Source organism: Pseudoalteromonas sp. 1CM17D (assembly GCF_023161805.1).
GTDB classification, from domain to species: domain Bacteria; phylum Pseudomonadota; class Gammaproteobacteria; order Enterobacterales; family Alteromonadaceae; genus Pseudoalteromonas; species Pseudoalteromonas atlantica.
In genome coordinates, this window is sequence record NZ_JALNTP010000004.1 from 1 (window position 1) to 20,271 (window position 20,271).

Sequence of the window (20,271 nt, forward strand, 5' to 3'; positions counted from 1 at the left end):
TTATGTCCTCTGTGGTAATAAAATCACTTTCATCGTTTATTTAAAAACAAATCTACCACCGAGAGCACAGAGGCGCTGCGCGATGCACTGAGAAAGATCATCTCCTTCTCTTCTCCGTGTTCTCTGTGGTAGTAATAATCACTTAACCACTTGAATGGGCTTAACCCAAAGCAAATTTACCACCGAGACGCTGAGCCTCTACGAATTAGCTTTTTGCGCTAGCTCGTCTAGCATATTACTTAACTGTGCACGCCAATGTATTGTTTGTACGCCACTAACCTGCTCTGCTTGAGCTTTATTTAAAACACTAAACGCGGGGCGCTTTGCCGGTGTTGGGTAACTAGTTGCCGGTATCGGGCGTATAGGTATTTCTTTATTTAGCAACCCCTTTTCCAACGCCAGCTCTTGTATTGCCACGGCAAAATCGTACCAAGAAGCAACACCTGCATCGGTCCAATTTAAAATATCTGCTTTATTGTCATTTTGTGTTGAATTTATACTATTTTTTGACATTATTTGCACAGTTAAAGCCCATATAAATTCAGCAAGACCTTTAGCCCAAGTAGGAGTTCCTACTTGGTCTGCCACTATACCTAAATGCTCTTTTTGTTGCATTAAATTCAACATGCTTTTTACGAAATTATTGCCAAAAGCCGAGTAAACCCACGCAGTGCGCACAATTATAGCTTGGCTGCCTAATACATTGTTTATCGCTTGCTCGCCTGCTAACTTCGATGCACCGTACACACTTAATGGGTTGGTTATGTCGTTTGCTTCGTAGGGGGTGGTTTTTGTTCCATCAAACACAAAATCGGTTGAAACATGAATCAACTTCGCGCCAATTGTTTTACACACAGTAGCTAAATTAGCAGCGCCCTGCTCGTTTACAGCATAGGCAAGCTCGGTTTCGGTTTCGGCTTTGTCTACCGCAGTATAGGCTGCAGCATTAATAACTACATCAGGTGAATGTGCGATTAACACTTCGTTTAACATAGCTATGTTGGTTATATCTAACGCTTTGCTATCAAATAATTCTATCTCTGCATTCGCAGGACTTAGCTTGGCCAACTCGTTGCCTAACTGGCCATTTTTACCTGTTACTATTACTTTCATACTTTACTAGCTTTTATAAGTTAAACGTGGGCGCATCATTTAATGCAAGGCCAGCTTCATCTTTAGCTGAAAGCTGCGGAACTTTTCCACTTACTAATGGCCAAGCTATATTTAGAATTGGGTCATCCCACTTTATCGACACCTCTGCGCTTGGGTTATATACGTCTGTACATTTATATACAAACTCAGCGCTTTCGCTGGTTACATAAAAGCCATGAGCAAACCCTTCTGGCACCCATAGTTGGCGTTTGTTTTCAGCCGATAATAACACTCCGACCCACTTCCCAAAACTTGGCGAGTTTTTACGCATATCTACTGCCACATCAAATACTTCACCTTGGGTAACACGTACTAACTTACCTTGAGTGTTTTGTGTTTGGTAGTGTAAACCTCGCAGAGTACCGTGTGATGATTTACTATGGTTTTCTTGTACAAAAGTACGCTCACTACAGTGTTCGTTAAATAGCTCAGTGCGAAATGTTTCCATAAAAAAACCTCGCTCATCACCAAAAACTTTTGGCTCTATAATTTTTACATCTGGTATTATTGTTTCTATAAATTTCATATGTATTACTTTGATATTTTGAAAGGCAGAGTGAACAGTTTAAAGCAAATAAATGAATTTTTATTTGCTTTAAACTTATATGCGAAGCTTTTAAAAGACTTTTTGATCAAGTATATCTAAAAGGTATTTGCCATACCCTGACTTTTTAAGCGGTTTGGCTAATTTTTTTAACTGCTCGGCATTAATATAGCCCATACGGTAAGCAATTTCTTCTGGGCAGTTAATTTTTAATCCTTGGCGTTTTTCTATAGCGCGAATGAAATTAGCGGCATCGAGCAGGTCATCGAGCGTGCCGGTATCTAGCCATGCAGTCCCTCGTCCCATTATCTCAACATTTAGTTCTTTTTTTGCTAAGTACTGCTCTATTACATCGGTAATTTCTAGCTCGCCACGTTCTGATGGCTTTACGTTTTTAGCAAACTCAACCACACGATTGTCAAAAAAGTATAACCCCGGCACGGCATAATTAGATTTAGGCTTAGCTGGCTTTTCTTCTATTGATATTGCTTTGCCGTTTATGTCAAATTCAACCACACCATAAGACTCTGGGTTAGCTACATGGTAACCAAACACGGTAGCGCCATTTTCACACTGTGTTGCATTTTGTAACGATAGCGATAAGTCATGGCCATAAAATAAGTTATCGCCTAGTACTAATGCTGCACTTTGGCCTTGTAAAAAGTCTTCGGCTAATAAAAAGGCTTGCGCTAGACCATCAGGGCTTGGTTGCTCTACGTATTCAAAACTAATGCCCCATGCACTGCCATCGCCTAGTAGCTCTTTAAATCGTGGTAGCTCAGCAGGGGTGGCAATAATTAAAATTTCGGTTATGCCAGCAACCATTAATGTGGATACAGGGTAAAAAATCATCGGTTTATCGTATACAGGCATTAACTGTTTACTTACCACTTTTGTAAGTGGGTACAAACGGGTACCCGAACCTCCTGCTAAAATTATCCCTTTACGAGCTGTTTTTTGCTTTACAGCAGTTACTATATTCATGTCATACCTAGTTTATAAATTATACTTCATTAATGTAATTTAAATTTTGTACTAAATTTGACTACTAAAACTTAAATTATTTAAATTATTTTGACAATTGTATGCTTTTTTAGCTTAACCCTATCTGAGCTCTTTTGCCGTCGCGAATAAAATTTTACCTATTCCATAAATCATGGTTTGTAATACCGCGAACAGTAAAATATTGTAAAGAGTTTTCGGGTACTGATTATCTTCTGGCAATGTGGGGGCCTCTACTACTACTAAATATTTTAGCTGTCTGTAGGCTTCTATACGTGCTTTGTCTAGCGAAACTTCTGATGAGGTATAGCCTTGTACAGCAAGCTCTAGCTCAATTTTTAAATCAGCAAACTGAGCCAATACTTCACTAACTGCTCTTTCATTAAGTTTGCTGCTAGGTGCTAGGTGGTTGCTATTTGCAGTATCACCTTGTTGTGAAAGTCTTTCACGCTCTAGTTCAAGTTGATTCTTTAAGGCGCTTAGTTCTGCCTCAAGCATTACAACTTGTGGAGCTTTATCCGTCATCGTTGTTCGAAGGCCTTTTAGCTGAGCGCTTTTAGTTGCTATTTCGCTTTCTAATCCATAAGTAATTTTTTGTAGTGCCAAACCCTCTGCCTCTGGGTCAAGCAAGTTATTCTTTTGCTGAAACGCCAAAATTTTACTTTGTGCATTACGTAGGCGTTGTTCTACTTTGTTATGCTCTGTTTTTATAAATTTAAGTTGTGCATCTGCTAATTGGTGCCCAATAGAGTTTATATACCACTCAGCGCGGTTAACTATAGTTTGTGTTAATTGTTTGGCAAACTCTGGTGTAAACCCTTGTACTAATATTTTTATAACCCCTGAATTTTCATCAATCTCAATTGTGGTGTGATCTTGATAATACTTGAGTAAATCTTCAATACTTGCATTAGCACTTAAACGAGAAAAAATATCCCCGCCTTCGTAATAGTGTTGCTTAATATTACTATGCGTTTGCAAATAATTTAGCATGTCTTCAGAGTGAATATACGCTTTGGCTATCTCGGTATCTGCGGTTGAGCTTGAGCTCACCCCTAAACCACTGAGTATCGCCATTGAAGGATCCATAGTTGCCATGCCATCTGGCTGCTGAATAATAAGCTGCGCCCTACTTTCGTACCTTGGCGCAGCCCACACCAGCTGATAAAACGCAAATAATAAAAATGGTACTAACAAAAATAAAAACCAAGGCTGCGTATATGTTTTAAAGCGTGGCTTTTTACTTAGCTCTGCATAAAAACTGTGTGCTTTTAAAAAATGTCTATTTTTATTTAAATTGTCGGCATCACTTTTTTCTGTAGATGAGCTTGTTTGCGTTTGCTTTGCTTTGTCCGCTATTTTTGTTGATAAGCGCTCAAGTTCTTTATTTATTTGCTCACTTTGGGGTTTTAAATTTCGGGCACGCTGCATAATTCGACGAGCTAAATATATGTCTTTTGGCTCTACTTGCTTGGCAAGGCCGATTAATTTTTCGCCATCGTCCCAAATAACTTTATCGGTTTTTAAACCAATATCTTGAAAACGTTGCTCTATTTTATCTACCGCTTGTTGACTCATAGTTATAATGCCTGGTAATGAGCAATTCCTTGCTCTAAATCGTTGTAAAAAGTGAGTTCGCCTTTATGGAGCACAATTGCACTGTCGCAAAAGTGACGTAGTTCGTCCATCTCGTGGCTAACCATAATAACATTGGCGCTTTTACTTTTTTGTGTAAGCGCTTGGCGTGTTTTATTTCTAAAATTAGCATCACCTACCGATGTAACTTCGTCGATTAAGTAAACATCAAAATCGATTCCTATTGAGCAGGCAAATGCTAAGCGAGGTTTCATACCACTTGAGTACGTATTTACAGGTAGGTCAAATTTAGGGCCTAACTCTGCAAATTGCCGCACCCTACGTACATATAAATCTAGATCGGCCACACCATTGATCATGCCTATAAACCGAGCGTTTTCAGCGCCACTCATTTGTGGGTGTATCCCCGTTGTAAGTGCTACCGGCCACGACAAGTGTAAATCGGTAATAATTTCCCCTTTATTGGGGTATTCACTGCCGGCAAGCATTCTAAATAACGTAGATTTACCCGCCCCATTTGAACCCAAAATGGCAATATTATGACCACTAGGTATTTCAAAGTTTAAGTTTTTAAAAATGTACTGGTTCCCTAGTGTAGATGGGTAGTACTTAGTTACATTATGGAGCTTAATCATTATTTAACCTTGTACTTTATTTAACGGCTAATTGCCTGTTTCCACGACACATGATACGTTGCTATTGAAAAAAACAATAAAACTAAGGCTGATGCAAATAAATAAAATTCACTTACCCCATCGGTATTGTAGGTGTTATATGCAGCATGGCGCGAAAGCTCTATTGCATGCAATATTGGGTTCCAATTTACATACGCCCAATATTCTTTAGGGATATCTTGCATCGAAAAAAACACGCCAGATATAAAGAATAAGGGCCGCGTTAATACAGATTGAACTTTTCCTACCTCTGGTATATAGCATTGACTGATTGCAAACAGTAAACCCAAAGATAATGCTATGAACCAAACAGTAGCTGCGTTAAACAGCAAAAAAAGAGGATCGTCGATTCGGATATCAATACGTAGAAAAAACATCAACAGGATTATTAAAGCAAAAACTGCAATTTTCACTAAAAAATAAAAACAGCCTATAGCAATCGCACTACTTATAGGTTGTACCTGTCTAAAAGCGAATAGAGCTTTATTTTTCTTAAATGAGTTGGAAACATTCATAAACGTGTCTAAAAACAGTTGTATGAGTAGCATTCCATACATCATAAATTCAAATGTTGGAACAGTATGTGATTCATTTCCTTCTATCATGCCACGCAAGTAAGACAATAAAAATATAAAGCTGAGTGGTTGAAAAACCGCCCAAGCCAACCCTAGCCTATCGTTGAAGCTGGTACGGATTTCGCGAACAAACAGGGCAAATATAACATCGCGCCATATTGCCCAATTGTTGCGTTTAATTACTGCAGTCATTGATTAAGTAGCTACATTTGCAGCAATGGCAATTTGATAAATAATTTGCGTTATATCTTTAACCGATTGCATTAGCTTTGTATCTACTTTAGGGAGTACTAAAATTTGATCGCCTGCCTTAAGTGGGCCACTTGCATTAAGGTCAATCATTCCATTTGGGTGAATAACCATAATTTGTTCAAAGTTAGCTCGCTCGCTATAGCCGCCCGCCCACGCTACGTAGTCTTCTATGGTGGCTTGTTCGTTATATACCAGTGATTGTGGCATTAATACCTCACCACTTACATGCACTAAATCTGTTTTAGCGGGAATATGAACTACATCACCTTGTTCTAGGCGTATGTTTGCCACTTTACCACCATCAGCAATAACAACCTTACCTAACGGCACGGCTTTACGTGCTCGCTCGGTAAATTCTAAAATCATTCGGCCTTCTTCGGCTCTAATTTTAGCTTCGCCGTCTGATGAAGCTGGTGCTGTAAATACACTTCGCTCTAGCCTATCTAACGATTGCTCTATCATTTCTTTTTGTTTAGCCGCTACACTTTTACGCTGGATATAAATGGCTTGATAATCAGCAAGGTCTTTATCAATTTCGATATTAGCTAGGAGGTCATGAAGACGTGTTTCTTTTTTAACAGCAAAGTACGATGGCCCTAAATAGCTGCCTGCGACTTGTATATCTAAAACTTGAGCACGTATGTCGTCATTAAATATAAGTTTATCACCATCTTTTAGCGTAAAGTGTTTAAATTCACCGTATGGCAAGTACACAGAAAAAGGCCCGTCGTTTCTATCCCCTGAAATTGCTACGTGGCTTACTTTAGCCATAGGTAGTGCAAACTCAGCTAATTGTTCGCCAGTTGCTTGGCTGCCCTTAAATTCAAACCTAAATGGAGCTCGTACACTCCCTGATACAACTACGGTTGCTTTTTGACGCTCTACTAAAATTACGTCACGGTCTTTAAAATTAAATTTGGGGAGGTAACCTTTTAAAATAAAGTCATATAGGTCAATATTTTGGATTACTTTATTGTCTCGTAATACTTTTATGCTGCGGTAACTACCGCGTTCAGAGTCTATACCACCTGCGCGTTTGAGGTAATAAAGTATGCTATCTGAGGCGATACCGGCATATTGCCCTGGGCGAGCAACACTACCGCTTATATAAACGCTAACCGGTGTAGCGGTAAGCAAGTTTACGTAAATCTCAACGCTCTTTTTATATACTTGCTTAATTTTTTTTGTCACGTAGCTATTTAACTGGCTGGCTTTAACGTCTGCTACATATACTGGGCCAATGTTAGTTATAAACAAATTACCCTGATTATCTACAGTAATAACCTCTGATTGGTTAATTGCACCCCATAACCATATTGATACTTTATCTCCTGGTGCTATCGTATAGTCGTCATTTAGGCCATCTTGGCGTTCGCTTTCATAACCCCCAGCAAATAAGTTTGCACCGTAAGGTGGCGGTAAACCAGCCTCTGCAGAAGGTAGCAATTGCGAAGCCGACATTTCGCCCGGTAACATAGTCCCTGCGCGAGGCTGCGAATTGTAGGTACCGTTTTCTAATTGGTTTAACGAAACTTTTTCAGCAGCATATGCAACATTTGTCACTTGTAAGCTTATAGCTAACAAGACCAACGCATAAATTGATTTTAAATTATGGATAAAAGTGTTCATAGCAGCCGTTAAACTCCAAAGCTAATTTGGTTATTTTTATTTTCGATAACTTGCGGGGTCATAGACCATTGCTGAGTTTTTTCGTTTTTGCATACTGTTCGACGCTCTTTTTTTACTTTGTTGTTTTCATCACTTAAATATATTATGCGACACTGCGTGCCTAAAGCAGATGTATATTTTTTTCCTAAGAGCATCATTGTCCCATTGTAAATACTAACATATCCTTGTGGGCGGCCTTGAACTGCTTTATCTAGCTCACTAGGCAATGCATCTACTTTATTAGACTCTATAGGTTTATCAATAAGGGCAACTGAAGCTTTTATAACTGGAGGAGACGAAGTACAACCTAGTGTAAATAATAGAGGTGTAAGCAACGCAATTAAACTTTTATGTTTCATTTTATAATTCATAACCTTACGTATTAGAAAATTAGCAAACTAATGCTAACTATTTTTAAGCTCAATTTTATTCCATACACGCTGTGTTATAGCAGCATAACAAATAAATAAAATAATAAATGTGACTAGCATAATCCATTCAGGCACTAGAAATATATCAGCAGCACACCCTAGCACAGCCAGTAACGAGGCAAAACTAGAAATACAAATAAGTGCTGACGTACGACTATACCCTGCAGCCTCAAATAAATGATGTAAGTGCTGACGATCAGCAGAAAAAGCGGAGTTTCCAGATTTTAACCTGCGTATTATCACAGTAGCCATATCTAAAATAGGCACCCCCATTATATAGAGAGCGGTTACAGGCTTGAATGCAGGAGTTTCTAAGTTGACGCTTAATACCATTAACCACACCAATGATAAACCAATGAGCATGTTACCTGAGTCACCCATAAATATTTTTGAAAAAGACTTATGTAGATTTAAATTAAACATTAAATACGCAAGTAATGAGGCTATAAATAAAGTGGGGAGTAAAAACCAGTCATTTGCTACCCTGTTTAAAAAAAATGCTATAGCAGCAAAAGCAATTAAGCTAAGCGCACCCGCAAGCCCATCGATTCCATCCATCATATTTATTGCATTAATGCCGGCAATAATCGCGACTATGGTTACAACTATTCCAAATGTTCCAAGCTTAATTTCGAAATCACCTAAAAGATAACCAAGGCTATTTAAGTGCGTTTCAGTGCCAAATATCATTAAAGAGGCAACAATAACTTGCGCAACTAACCTCGTTTTTACAGATAAGTCGTAACGGTCGTCTAGCACCCCTAAAAATAAAACTAAGGCTGCAGCGACTAAATATATATTTAAATTTCGGCTATGCTCAATAAATAACACTGATGCAAGCATAATAGACAAATATATAGCTATACCACCTACTAAAGGTATGTGCCCTTCATGTACTTTGCGTGCGCATGGATAATCGACTAGGCCTGTTTTTATAGCGATAGGATTTACAATCTTTATTGCTACAAAAGATAATATAAAAGATATTGTTAGAGGTAACCAAAAGTCCATATTTAGGCCATTGAGACTGTTTAATCTTTATCAGGTAAATGTATATGCGCTTAAACAACTTTTATAGGGTTTGCATTAACCTACTAAAAAAGCCTTCATTAGAGCGTATGCTAAGCCCATTAAACTGTAAACTCAATTAAATTTGCTTTGTAGTAAAACGCCTAACAAAAGTAAGTACCTTCCAGATGTGTAATATAGTAACACTGTAAATTAAGAATAAAATAATAAACCCAAAAAACATTACAAACTCGGGTACATTAAGTAATTCTGCTATCACACCTACGCCTGAAAAAAGTACACTTAAAGTAAATATAATTATCAAAGCTGAACGTGAGCTAAACCCAGCCCGAAGAAATATATGGTGAAGGTGATCTCTATCAGCATGAAAGGGAGATCTCCCCTTTTTTATACGCCTAACAATAAGTGCGGCCATATCCATTAATGGTATAGCGACTATCCATAAGGCAGTAACAGGTCTAAAGCTTGCCGATTGTCCTTGAGTGTTGGTCACTAGTAACCATACAACCGTAAAACCTATAAACATACTACCAGCGTCTCCCATAAAAATTTTTCGATAACGGGTTCCACAAAAGCCTAGGTTAAAAATTAAATATGGAATTAATGCAACTACAATTAACACGGTAAATAGGTTTTCTTTTTGGTTTAGCAGTAACAAAAGGGCAATTGCACCTAAAGTGTTAATGGCCATAGCCCCTAAGAGGCCGTCTATCCCATCGACCATGTTAAAAGCGTTTATTAACCCAATGACTGCTAAATAAGTAAAAAAGATACCAAAATAACCTAACTGTACATCACCAAAATAAAAAATATCGCCAAGTTCTACAATATAATTATCTATTGCTATTATCATGAACGTTGCAACAATAATTTGGAAAACAACTCTAAATTTCACGCTTAATTCGTGTTTATCATCCATCACACCAAGCAAAACCATTAAACCAGACGCACATAAATAGCTCGTTAGTTCTTGATTAAAAGGCAGCCAGATACTGCATGAGATAGCAACACTTGCAAAAACAGCGACTCCACCAATAAGCGGTACATGTCCATCATGGTGTTTACGTTCATTTGGTTTGTCGACAAGATTATACTTAACTGCAAATGGTCTAAATAATTTAATGGAGCAAAGCGACAGAACAAATGATGAAATAATAGCTAAAATAAATTCCATACGCCCTCCTATGCTGTGTAATATCTTAATGATAAATTATTAGTACTCATGAAAACCCATTTTTATTGTTACGCGCAATCTTAAGCGATTTATAGTATTTTTCTATAAATACGTGACTACTAACTTATGGCGCTTTTAAATGCGGATAAACCAATTGATATGAATATTATCAACAGATTCCTTCCCTTAAGCTTAAAGCATCCTGCTTTAAATTAACCCTAACCACTACTGCGTATCTAAACTTAACGCACCCATAAAATGAGTGGAGTTAAATTCTACTTTAAATCAAATAGTCGGAGATTCTAACATAGCTTTTTTTGTAAATCACAACTGTTTACACTGAGCTTGCAATTTACGAAAGCTTTTCAACTAAAGTCATACATTGAGTAGCTATTACGTTTTAATATCTCTTTTTACCCTACGTGTATTTACAAGCGCACATTTGAGCTATGGCAACCTAAATAAACTTAGGTATAATCCCTCCACTAAAATCAAGTACGTCACTAATTAAGCAGGGAAAAATAATGGGCAACGCTGATAAAGCTTTTGAGAGCTTACCGCCTCCAGAACTGAGTGAAATAATAAGCTCTATATGGTCTTTTAAACTTTATATCTTTGCAATTTGCTTTGTCTGTGCAGTTATCTCTTTTTTTGTAGCCATAAATACTCCCAATACCTACAGAGCTGAAACATTACTAGCCCCAACACAGTTGCTTCAAGGGCAAAGCTCACAAATGGACTCACAGCTTGGAGGTCTTGCTTCTCTTGCCGGTTTAGGTGACTTAACAGATGACGACTTTAAAACAGAAGTTGCCCAAGCAAAAATGTTAACCAAAGAGTTTGTATATGCGTTTATAAAAAAATACGACCTAGTTGCTCCTCTTATTGCCGCTAAGAGCTGGAATAAAGAAGAGCAGTCATTTACATACGATTCAGAAATATACGACACTAACAACGCTAGCTTTTTACTCCCAGAAGATACAAACCCATATTGGCTTGCCTTTAAAAAGTTTGAAAGCAACCTGCTAATAGATACAGAAAAAAATGGATTGGTGAGAATCTCTTATGAGCATATATCTCCTGTACTCGCGCAACAAATTGTGACCAATTTAGTTAAAGATATAAACGCACAAATGCAAAGTTATGATATAGAACAAGCAGATAAAAGCATACATTACCTCAACGAAAAACTAACACAAACTCGTATTGCGGATATGGAAGCGGTTTTTTATAGGCTAATAGAAGAACAAACTAAAACAAAAATGTTAACCGAAATAAAAAGTGAGTATATATTTACTACTTTGGATCCGGCTATTATTCCTGAAGAAAAGGCAGGTCCTAAACGTGCTTTCATTATTATAGTAAGCATTTTTTTAGGTGGTATTTTTGGAAGTTTTATAGCCCTAATTCGCTTTTATAAGGCTCGCTAATGCAAGCCCCTTTAATAACAGTTTATATGCCAACGCATAATAGGCTTAACAACCTAAAACGTGCTGTACAAAGCGTGCTTAGTCAGTCTTACTCTCAGTGGGAGCTTATTATAGTCAACGATGGTTCATCTGACGGAACCTTTGACTACTTAAATGAGTTAGCGCTCACTGACCCACGCATTATTGTTTTTCATCATGAAACAGCGCTTGGCGCCTGCGCTGCTCGTAACAAAGCAATTAACACAGCCTCTGGTGAATTTATAACAGGCCTTGATGACGACGACGCATTCACATATGACAGGCTTTCCTATTTTATGGATAACTGGTCTGATTCATACACCTCGTTATGTACTCCTGTAACCGTATGTAAAAGCAACTCAAAAGTTGAGCACAATTTCTTTATAGGCGAACTTACCTTAAACGATATCCTTGTAGTGAATAAAGTAGGCAATCAATTGTTTTGCAAAACTGAAAACCTTAAAAGTATTGGTGGGTTTGATACTAAGTTTAAAGCATGGCAAGATTACGACACGTGGATTAGATTTTTCAAACATTATGGCACCGGCCTAAAACTACCTAAATCCACCTATCTACAATATGAAGAACTATGTGATACAAGTATAACGCGCTCTCCAAACAGGCTTACAGGATTTAAGCAGTTCTTAAATAAACACTCACTATTAATGGACAATAAGCAACTAAACGCCATGAAATGTTGGGAAGCAATTATATGTGGCAATTGGGTGTCGCTTAGTTTGCTAATAAATTCACATAAAGATATTTATAAGTATGCACTGCTTCACAATATGAAAAAATTACTGGGACGTTAGGTGTTAACATGCACATTTTTTTTGTTTTTGAAGACTTTTGCTTAGGTGGTGTAGAAAGGGTAACCGAGCAGCTTATAACCGGTTTGCAATCAATTCATAACTGTAATATTACGATTGTGTGCGAACAAAAAAGTGGCGACTTAACGGCTCGTTTTAAAGAACTAGCGCCAATTTACGAATTGGGTAATAAAAATAAATTTATAAATTTTCGCCAAATATCGCTCGACTTAAATCCCGATTTAGTTGTATTCACTAAAGGTGGGCTATCTAAATATGGATTATTTATATCTAAAAAAATAAAAAAAATAGCCATACAGCATACACCTATTAATCTTCCTCAGGAGAGCAGATTTAAAAATGTCGTTAGGCGCTTAGGTGCCACATTCCTGTACTCCCAGCTGGACGCTGTAGTTTGTGTATCAAAAGGTATTTTAACAAACTTAGTAAAACTAAATGTTGTATCAAAAAATAATGTGCATTGTATTTACAACCCTGTACTAGATGAGTCAATTAAACAATTAGCAAACAAAGAAGTTAAATACAGTGATTACTTTGTGTGTGTTGGTAGATTACATCATCAAAAAGGTTACGATTTACTTGTTGATGCGATTGGCAAGGCTAAGCAAACAAACCACGTAATAAAAGTCGTAATTATTGGCGATGGTCCTGAGCTTAAAAATTTAAAAAAACTGATAAGCGATAAAAGTTTAAGTGACAATATAATTCTTCATGGTTCAACAAATAACCCATATAAATATATTGCCAATGCAAAGGCAATATTACTGACCTCACGATGGGAAGGCTTACCCACTGTTTTAGTCGAGGCCGCTTATCTAAATACACCAATAATAACGTTTGATTGCCGATATGGCCCTAAAGAGCTGACTAACAATGGTAAAAATGGCTATTTAGTCGACTTTTTAGATACAGATCAACTTGTAAAAAAAATAATCACTGTAAACGAAAAAAGAAACCTATTGCCCTCACCTGCCGTGGATGATTTTTTATTACCTGCAGCCACACAATACTATTACACATTATTCAAATCACTATTATGAACGAACAGCTTAATAATAAAATACACTCTGGCGATCGCTTTATTGATATTCAAAACAGTGCATTTGAATCAAAAAATTCAACTGTCATTTCGTTTCTCAATCCCTTTTCGTATTACGAAGTAGTTAAAGAAGAAAGTTTAATTAATGACGTTGATATTTATTTTTCTGATGGCGCTTTGCTATGCATTCTTCACAACTTATTTTTACCCAAAATAACCAGGGCAAGCTTTGACTACAGCTCAATTGCGGAGCCTTTCTTACAGTATGTAGCAACAAAAAATAAACGCATTGCAATTATAGGTGCCACTACTGACGAAAATACACTGGCCGTTATTAACCTAAAAAAGCAGTTCCCTAACTTGAATGTTGTGTACCAGCGAGATGGATATATCAATGACCCAGATAAGACAATTAATGAGCTTAATTTGCTAAAGCCTGATGTTGTGTTAGTCGGTATGGGTACTCCATATCAGGAACATTTTTCTATAAAGGTAAAACATCAACTGATTAAATCAGCTGTTATTATTACTTGCGGTGGTTTTTTAACGCAAACATCCATAAAACCCGATTACTATCACCCTTTAGTGAAAAAGCTTGGGTTAAGATGGCTACAACGTATGGTATTGCACAAGCATGTGCGCGACAGAGTATTAAAAAAATACCCTAAATTTACAATAAGCTATTTATATAAAATGATTGGGTTTAAGTTTGCAAAAAAATAATGTTCCTCTAAACACAGCACAATGGCTAGTGCTATCGACATTATTTGTTTTATGTTACTGGCCTACGTACTTTATTTTGTCTGTAGAACCGGCTGTAATGCAGAAGTCACACTTCATAATCATGCTAGGTTATTTATTAGTCGTGACTTTCGCAACTAGAACCAGTCTTAAAGTACCAAATATTGCCTTAATCTATTTGTTACCTTTGGTGGCAATGCTGAGCTCATTCTTATTTAACATCCCAGACTTTAAAGCTTTTCATATCTCCGTTTTAGTAAAGCCTATTCTTCTATTCTTTTATGTTCTTTTTTTCTATTCATTATTTTGCGCTCACTTTAGCAATAAAAATACAACAAATATAAAAAGCACTTTAAATGTTATTTTTTATTTGCAGTTAGTTGTGATAGTACTTCAAATAACGCTTGGTGACATACCACCTTTAAAAATATTAAGTTTTAAAGATGTATACACTGGTTTTGGTTTCAGGGCTCCTGGAACATTCGACTGGGTGTATGTTACTTGTTACTTTTTTAATTTCTATCTAGCATATTACTTAATTGATTTTTACCTCACTGAAAAAAAGAAAAAAGCAGTATTTTTAATAGTTTTATCTTTATTGGTAATTTTTCTCTCACAATCTAAGACAGGTTATCTGGCTACAGCTTTCATTGCTCTGTATTTTGTATTTTTATCTGCACTACTAAAGCTCAACATCGCCAAAAAAATAATTATAACAATACTCATGACAATAGTTTTAATCGCTTCTCTGATCATTTATCTAGGTATTAATTTAGATTATATAACAACCTTTATAGAGCTAATCCAACAAGGAAAACTGGATGGCTCTACATCAACACGTAAACAGCAAACGCTTATCGCTCTAAGCGAAGGCTTAACCTATTGGTATAGTGGCTCTCCTCTAGCGCTGAAAGGGTATATTATTGAGAATAGTTATTTAGATTACCTATTTAGATATGGGCTAATGGGTTTAATAGTGTTTATGCTTATGGTAACCATCTTTTATTTTTATTCGTTACAAACCTGCATAAATTGTAAAAGGCTTTTTGATAAAGGCTTTATAAAATATGAGACTTTACAGCTTAGTATCGCTTGTCACATAAGTACTCTGGCTGCCCCTATTTACTCTTTTACTGGGACACCTATAGATGGGTATCGTTCTGCAATATGGTCTTGCCTGATAATTGCGATGGTAGGCTTTATCAACTCAGCAACAAAAAATTCGAAAGCTCTATCGAGACTGCCTACGACTAAAAACCTCTCGGACACCAAAAAGATAAATGGATAGTTTCAATTTATCTAGTATACGTGCAGAACCTAAGCAGCCTAATATAGTTATAATTGTAACCATACAGACTTGTAATATCCCGCTAGAGTCTATTTTGTAAAATAAAGTATTTAATGGTTTCATTAAGACAATAAAAAGCGAGTGTAAGACTAAAATTATAAGGGTATTCCTTCCTAGCCATGCTAATAAAGAAGATAAATATGTCTGTAAAATTTTAATTTCAAACGCAGACCAAAAAAGAAAAAACAACAATATATTCCAAATAACCTCACCTATTGAAAATGGCTTATAGATTTCAGTCTTTACTAAATCAGCATTTAATATTAAGACAACAAATATTGGTAATAAAACCCTAAAAGATAAACTGAGCCCTTCAGGAAACATACGAGCAATGAGAACCCCAAAGAAAAAATAAAAAACATTTCTTGTGTCTAAAACACCATACTGCATTAAAAACCATAAAAGTACTGAGATAAATAGTAGAAAGTAGCCATCTCTATAATCAGAGAACTGAAGTGAAATAAACTTTGCAACGAGGGTCAAAAGCTGTACCAATATCAGTGTATGTAGAAACCAATAACCACCAATTGGGTGAATAAAGATGGTATAAAAATACATAACAAGGCCTTGCGGTGGCAAATTAGTTGTTTGAACGCCTAAAATGGCAGCTAAGTGAAGCCCAAAGAAATATATACTTATAAAAAATACATACGGAACAGCAACTCTTCGAAGTAGCTTTAATCCTTTACTTTTAAGTTCAATATCAAACCGAAAAAAAAAGCCCGAAAGAATAAGGAAAATAGGCATGTGAAAAGTGTATATAAATGTTTTAACTGAATTCAAGACCTCCGATGCAACACCTATATAAGCGATATGGCCGAACACCATCAAAGTTATACATAGCCCTTTTATTGCATCCAAAGCTATATTACGATTCAACATCCTACACCTTTCTTTGATTTAACATCATTGGATTTAAACATTTTTTGATAATTTGACAAGATAACTTATTCGTAACTATATCAGGATATTACATAATAGATTATTAAAACGATGCATATGCATCAGTTGAAAAAATTAAAAGTTACATTCAAAGCTATATATAAACACACGTTAAAGAAAAGCATTAAAAAAAAGCTTCTTTTAGGTATATTCTTATCATAACTGCGAAAAAAGAAAAATGATCCTATTGTCAGCGTAATTTGTAATACAGCTACCCCTAACGCAAATTGATTTATATTGTTAAATTGTGCGATAAAAAATAATGAAGTTACGCTAATAAAAGCAGATATCATACTCCATTTAAATTCAATTTTAGTATTACCCTTTGCTTGTGCTATTACGCCAAATAAACTACCAAAGGGAGCTACAAGGCCTAATATAAATAGTATGCATAGTACGGGGAGCGATTTGCTGTATTCACTAAAAAATAAGCTTACTAAGGTAAGTAGCCCTGCTACATAGAGTAGATATAGGGTAGAATTTAATATTAATAGCGTTCTGGTTGAACGGTTTAGTACGCTGTAAAACTTTTCTTCGTTACTTTGAAGCTTAGCAAGCTTTGGGTAAAGCATTCTGGCGATTAGGATCCTGATAAATTTAATAGGCTGCATTATTAATTCTTTTGCAAAAGAATACAGGCCTAAGATTTCGACCCCCATTACCTTACCTATAATTAACTGATCTAGCTGTGTCCTCACTTGGCTTACAATTTGTGAGCCCATTTGATAACTGCCGAATTCAAGCGCTGGCTTAATTATTTTTAGGTCTAATGTAAATGTAGGGTGCCATGTTTTTTCTGCATTGATTATAAAAATAATATAACGTGCAAAGTTCATTATAAGATACGAATAAAGGTATGGAAAAATACTGGGTACACCTAATTTTATTAAGGTGAATGTAGAAATTAGCATGCCAAATTTAACAAAAATATCAATTTTTGCCAAAACGACGTTTTTTTCACTTTTGATAAAATTGGCTTGATATTGCGCCGATATAGCCAATAAAATGAAGTTAAAGGCCATAATATACATGCTTTTTGCTATATCACTGGACTTGTAAAAGCTTTCAACTGGCGAAGCCAATAGCAAAATAATTATGCTCGCTAAACCACCTAAAACACAATTTGTAAAATACAGAGTAGAGCTTTCTGCTCGGGTTAAATGCTGCTTATATATAAAATAATTAGACAACCCCATATCTTGCACTAAAAATGCAATTGCTAAAAATACATTTACAATAGCTAATACACCAATTGCTTCTGGGCTTGTGTAATACGCTAGCATTGAAAATATTAAAAACTGTACACCTCCTGCTACCCCTGACGATAAAAATAACCAAGCTCCCTGCTTTTTATTGCTCATTAACCTTTTCCAATATCCCTATAAACTCTTTGTAAAGTTTGGTTTGTTCAAAAGAAGCATCAATCCTTTTCTTGGCTTCTTTACGTATTTTTTCGATATTTATTTCATCATTTGCTATTTTTAAAGCCACTTTAGCTATTTCTTCGGCATTACGCTCTGGTACTAAAAAGCCACTTTTCGAGTCAGTTATTAATTCTGGTATACCACTATGGTAAGTAGATACAGCAATTAGGCCCATGGCCATAGCTTCCATTAAGGACACTGGAATGCCTTCCATATCTCCTGACTTTGCTGTTATTGATGGCAATAAAAATACATCTGACTCATTAAGTAGCTCTGAGACTTTATTTTGTGGCTGAAAGCCTAATAATTTTACATTTTTTAATGCTAATTTAGCTATTTGATTTTCAATATCACTTTTTAATTCGCCGCCACCAATAATACTGTATTCAAACTCAACTCCTTGGTTTTGCAATATAGCCATTGCATCTAGCGCGTATGTAAGCCCTTTTTTTTCTGTAAAGCGAGCGACGGTGATAATTTTAAGCTTTTTAGATAAAGGCTTATCAAAACTCCTACACTTAAACTGCTTACTATCTATCCCCATGCGATTGACTTTTATTTTATTCTCAGGACAGCCTAGCTCTTCTAGCCTACTCCTCCACAGGTCACTAATAGGAACCATAAGTTCGCCGGTCATAAAGAGTTTTTTGTAGTCATCTTTGAATACTTTTAATATGGAATAGACAGAAATATCCGAACCATGGAAGATCGTTACAAGTTTACCCTTTAATAAATTTAGTTCTCTTAATTTGTTTGCTACTACGCCTGCAGTACCAAAATGGGCAACAAAAACATCAGCTTTATATACCTTGCTATTTCGAGTAACAATACTAGGTAATAATAGTGACTGACTGTGGATACCAAAACGATTAATATTTAATGCTTTTAATTTATTTTTTATGTTTAGTGGCTTAATTGTATTTAATATACGTTTAGCTCTAATATTAATCGCGCTATCTTGTGTTAATTCGCTTGTTAAGTAAGTCGTTTTTTCTATTAGTGAGTAGTCTATTACAGATTGGTGGCACTGCGCTATATTACCCTTGCGAGTAGCAATAATATTGACTTCATTTCCAAGTTTGATCAGCCCAATGATCTGATTAATAACAAATGTTTCTGAGGGTTCTGGAAATTGGTTCAAAAAGAACGTGATTTTCATTTTTTTCCGCTGATATTATTCAATGTATTTTGTACCATCATCCTTACTTTTTGCCTTTCATGTTCAACCTGAACATTCATTTTTACTTTAACTTGCTCAATGTTGTTTAGTACTTCCTTTGCACTAGTTAATAAATTACCATCAAATAAGGTACTAATATCTTTTGAAAGCTCGGGCATTTCCAGCTGCGCCATAATGCCTTTAGATTTGTGCTCGTAATTTATCGCAATTGCAGGCGTGCCAAAGTTCATTGAAATAATGGCGCTGTGTAGGCGAGTACCAATCGTTAAGATACAGTGGCTCAAGAAGCTTCCTATTTGTACATCGTTAAGTTCGTCCATAATGACATGACATTCAGGATTTTGTGTTAACGCTTGCACTTTTAAGGCAATCATACGGTCATCTCGCCAGTAGCTGTCTATACCTGTGCCTGTAGAACATATTACAACTCGATAACCTTCTTGTATTAGCGCGTTTATTAAATCAGCAAAACGCTCTTCGTACTGAGCCTGAGTAACGCCTAACTGGCGATCAAAGGGGGCTAACTCCCTTAACGTAATAGCTATGACGGGTTTGTTTTCTAAAAGCTTGGCTAAATGAGGAAATAATGTAATTGGCGTATTTGGAACAATCCAAGCTGTATCTGCGCCTTTCGTTACTTTAATATCAGCAACGTTAGATTTTTTCATTAAACCGTGACTCAACTCTTCCCTTAGCGCTAAAACTTCCACCCGTGAAAAAACAGTACTGGCTAATTTTGCATAACGTTTGCTATTAAAAGGCCCAACAGAGTGACCAATTAAAAATAGTTTTTTCTTAGCCAATAGCGCGCACAGAGCACTTTCAAATTTGGCTGGGCCATATAAGTCAACAAAGTTTGAGCCACCAACCTGAATGATAGCATCGTAATTATGCATTACATTAATTTGTTTTAATATGTGTTTTGGTAAATTAACAAAGTCTTCTTTTTTTAGCTTTCTAGCTAAATAATAACCCAAAAACCGACGGCTAAACCTTTTATACACTTTATCTATAAATGAAGTTGCGCTGTCGTGGTACTGCTCGATAGGGTCTACGGTTAGTGTTTCATCAAGAATGTAACTTGAGCTCACAGGATAACGACTGTAAGCATCAATCATTACATCAGGATGCTGCAGTCTTAGTTCAGCCATTAAGCCTCTTAAAATTGCTGCGTCTCCTCTATTACCACACGTGTGATTACCTATTAATAATAACTTCATTC

The 20,271-nt window shown here is 36.2% G+C and carries 19 protein-coding genes; 5 read left to right on the top strand and 14 right to left on the bottom strand.

Annotated elements, in window-relative coordinates:
* Positions 1-198 precede the first annotated feature (198 nt).
* The 10 genes from rfbD to wecA (MSC25_RS08865) form a co-directional block, all read right to left on the bottom strand.
* The gene (rfbD, locus tag MSC25_RS08820; RefSeq protein WP_248443204.1) at positions 199-1,113 is read right to left on the bottom strand and encodes a dTDP-4-dehydrorhamnose reductase; all 915 of its coding nucleotides are present in this window, start codon (positions 1,111-1,113) and stop codon (positions 199-201) included.
* A gap of 13 nt (positions 1,114-1,126) precedes the next feature.
* Positions 1,127-1,678 carry a dTDP-4-dehydrorhamnose 3,5-epimerase gene (rfbC, locus tag MSC25_RS08825; RefSeq protein WP_138577097.1) on the bottom strand — a complete coding sequence of 184 codons (552 nt, stop codon included), beginning with the start codon at positions 1,676-1,678 and terminating at the stop codon, positions 1,127-1,129.
* Between the two features lie 90 nt (positions 1,679-1,768).
* Entirely contained in the window at positions 1,769-2,680 is a 912-nt protein-coding gene (rfbA, locus tag MSC25_RS08830; RefSeq protein WP_154945771.1) for a glucose-1-phosphate thymidylyltransferase RfbA, read from the bottom strand.
* A 120-nt stretch (positions 2,681-2,800) separates the two neighbouring features.
* Positions 2,801-4,276, bottom strand: a complete 1,476-nt coding sequence (locus tag MSC25_RS08835) for a lipopolysaccharide biosynthesis protein (RefSeq protein WP_138577093.1) — start codon at positions 4,274-4,276, stop codon at positions 2,801-2,803.
* 2 nt (positions 4,277-4,278) lie between these two features.
* Positions 4,279-4,929 (bottom strand): ABC transporter ATP-binding protein, encoded by a 651-nt coding sequence (locus MSC25_RS08840; RefSeq protein ID WP_138577091.1) that lies wholly within the window; start codon positions 4,927-4,929, stop codon positions 4,279-4,281.
* Between the two features lie 20 nt (positions 4,930-4,949).
* A complete protein-coding gene (locus tag MSC25_RS08845; protein ID WP_138577089.1) occupies positions 4,950-5,735 on the bottom strand; it encodes an ABC transporter permease in 786 nt (261 codons plus the stop codon).
* A 3-nt stretch (positions 5,736-5,738) separates the two neighbouring features.
* A complete protein-coding gene (locus tag MSC25_RS08850) occupies positions 5,739-7,424 on the bottom strand; it encodes a polysaccharide biosynthesis/export family protein (RefSeq protein ID WP_154945773.1) in 1,686 nt (561 codons plus the stop codon).
* An 8-nt stretch (positions 7,425-7,432) separates the two neighbouring features.
* Positions 7,433-7,822, bottom strand: coding sequence for a hypothetical protein (locus MSC25_RS08855; protein WP_248443205.1), 390 nt, complete (start codon positions 7,820-7,822; stop codon positions 7,433-7,435).
* A 45-nt stretch (positions 7,823-7,867) separates the two neighbouring features.
* Positions 7,868-8,905: a UDP-N-acetylglucosamine--undecaprenyl-phosphate N-acetylglucosaminephosphotransferase gene (wecA, locus tag MSC25_RS08860; RefSeq protein WP_138577085.1), complete on the bottom strand. Its 1,038-nt coding sequence runs from the start codon at positions 8,903-8,905 to the stop codon at positions 7,868-7,870.
* Between the two features lie 136 nt (positions 8,906-9,041).
* The gene (gene wecA / locus MSC25_RS08865; RefSeq protein WP_138577083.1) at positions 9,042-10,097 is read right to left on the bottom strand and encodes a UDP-N-acetylglucosamine--undecaprenyl-phosphate N-acetylglucosaminephosphotransferase; all 1,056 of its coding nucleotides are present in this window, start codon (positions 10,095-10,097) and stop codon (positions 9,042-9,044) included.
* 524 nt (positions 10,098-10,621) lie between these two features.
* On the opposite strand from wecA (MSC25_RS08865), the gene MSC25_RS08870 reads away from it, so the two are divergent.
* The 5 genes from MSC25_RS08870 to MSC25_RS08890 are packed head-to-tail and all read left to right on the top strand — an operon-like array spanning position 10,622 to position 15,443.
* Complete coding sequence (locus tag MSC25_RS08870; protein WP_248443206.1) at positions 10,622-11,527, top strand: Wzz/FepE/Etk N-terminal domain-containing protein; 906 nt, start codon at positions 10,622-10,624, stop codon at positions 11,525-11,527.
* Entirely contained in the window at positions 11,527-12,357 is an 831-nt protein-coding gene (locus MSC25_RS08875) for a glycosyltransferase (RefSeq protein WP_154945775.1), read from the top strand. The genes MSC25_RS08870 and MSC25_RS08875 overlap by 1 nt, the downstream gene beginning before the upstream one ends.
* A gap of 8 nt (positions 12,358-12,365) precedes the next feature.
* Positions 12,366-13,415: a glycosyltransferase gene (locus MSC25_RS08880; RefSeq protein WP_096739037.1), complete on the top strand. Its 1,050-nt coding sequence runs from the start codon at positions 12,366-12,368 to the stop codon at positions 13,413-13,415.
* Complete coding sequence (locus MSC25_RS08885; protein WP_096739036.1) at positions 13,412-14,137, top strand: WecB/TagA/CpsF family glycosyltransferase; 726 nt, start codon at positions 13,412-13,414, stop codon at positions 14,135-14,137. The genes MSC25_RS08880 and MSC25_RS08885 overlap by 4 nt, the downstream gene beginning before the upstream one ends.
* On the top strand, positions 14,124-15,443 hold the full coding sequence (locus MSC25_RS08890; RefSeq protein ID WP_248443207.1) for an O-antigen ligase family protein: 1,320 nt from the start codon (positions 14,124-14,126) through the stop codon (positions 15,441-15,443). Before MSC25_RS08885 ends, MSC25_RS08890 begins: the two co-directional genes overlap by 14 nt.
* On the opposite strand, the gene MSC25_RS08895 is transcribed toward MSC25_RS08890, so the two are convergent.
* The 4 genes from MSC25_RS08895 to wcaK all read right to left on the bottom strand — a co-directional run bounded on the left by MSC25_RS08895 (position 15,387) and on the right by wcaK (position 20,269).
* The gene (locus MSC25_RS08895) at positions 15,387-16,385 is read right to left on the bottom strand and encodes an acyltransferase family protein (RefSeq protein WP_248443208.1); all 999 of its coding nucleotides are present in this window, start codon (positions 16,383-16,385) and stop codon (positions 15,387-15,389) included. The genes MSC25_RS08890 and MSC25_RS08895 overlap by 57 nt on opposite strands.
* Positions 16,386-16,507: 122 nt before the next feature.
* On the bottom strand, positions 16,508-17,806 hold the full coding sequence (locus MSC25_RS08900; RefSeq protein WP_248443209.1) for an oligosaccharide flippase family protein: 1,299 nt from the start codon (positions 17,804-17,806) through the stop codon (positions 16,508-16,510).
* Entirely contained in the window at positions 17,796-19,028 is a 1,233-nt protein-coding gene (locus MSC25_RS08905; RefSeq protein ID WP_248443210.1) for a glycosyltransferase, read from the bottom strand. Before MSC25_RS08905 ends, MSC25_RS08900 begins: the two co-directional genes overlap by 11 nt.
* On the bottom strand, positions 19,025-20,269 hold the full coding sequence (wcaK, locus tag MSC25_RS08910; protein WP_138577067.1) for a colanic acid biosynthesis pyruvyl transferase WcaK: 1,245 nt from the start codon (positions 20,267-20,269) through the stop codon (positions 19,025-19,027). Before wcaK ends, MSC25_RS08905 begins: the two co-directional genes overlap by 4 nt.
* Positions 20,270-20,271 lie beyond the last annotated feature (2 nt).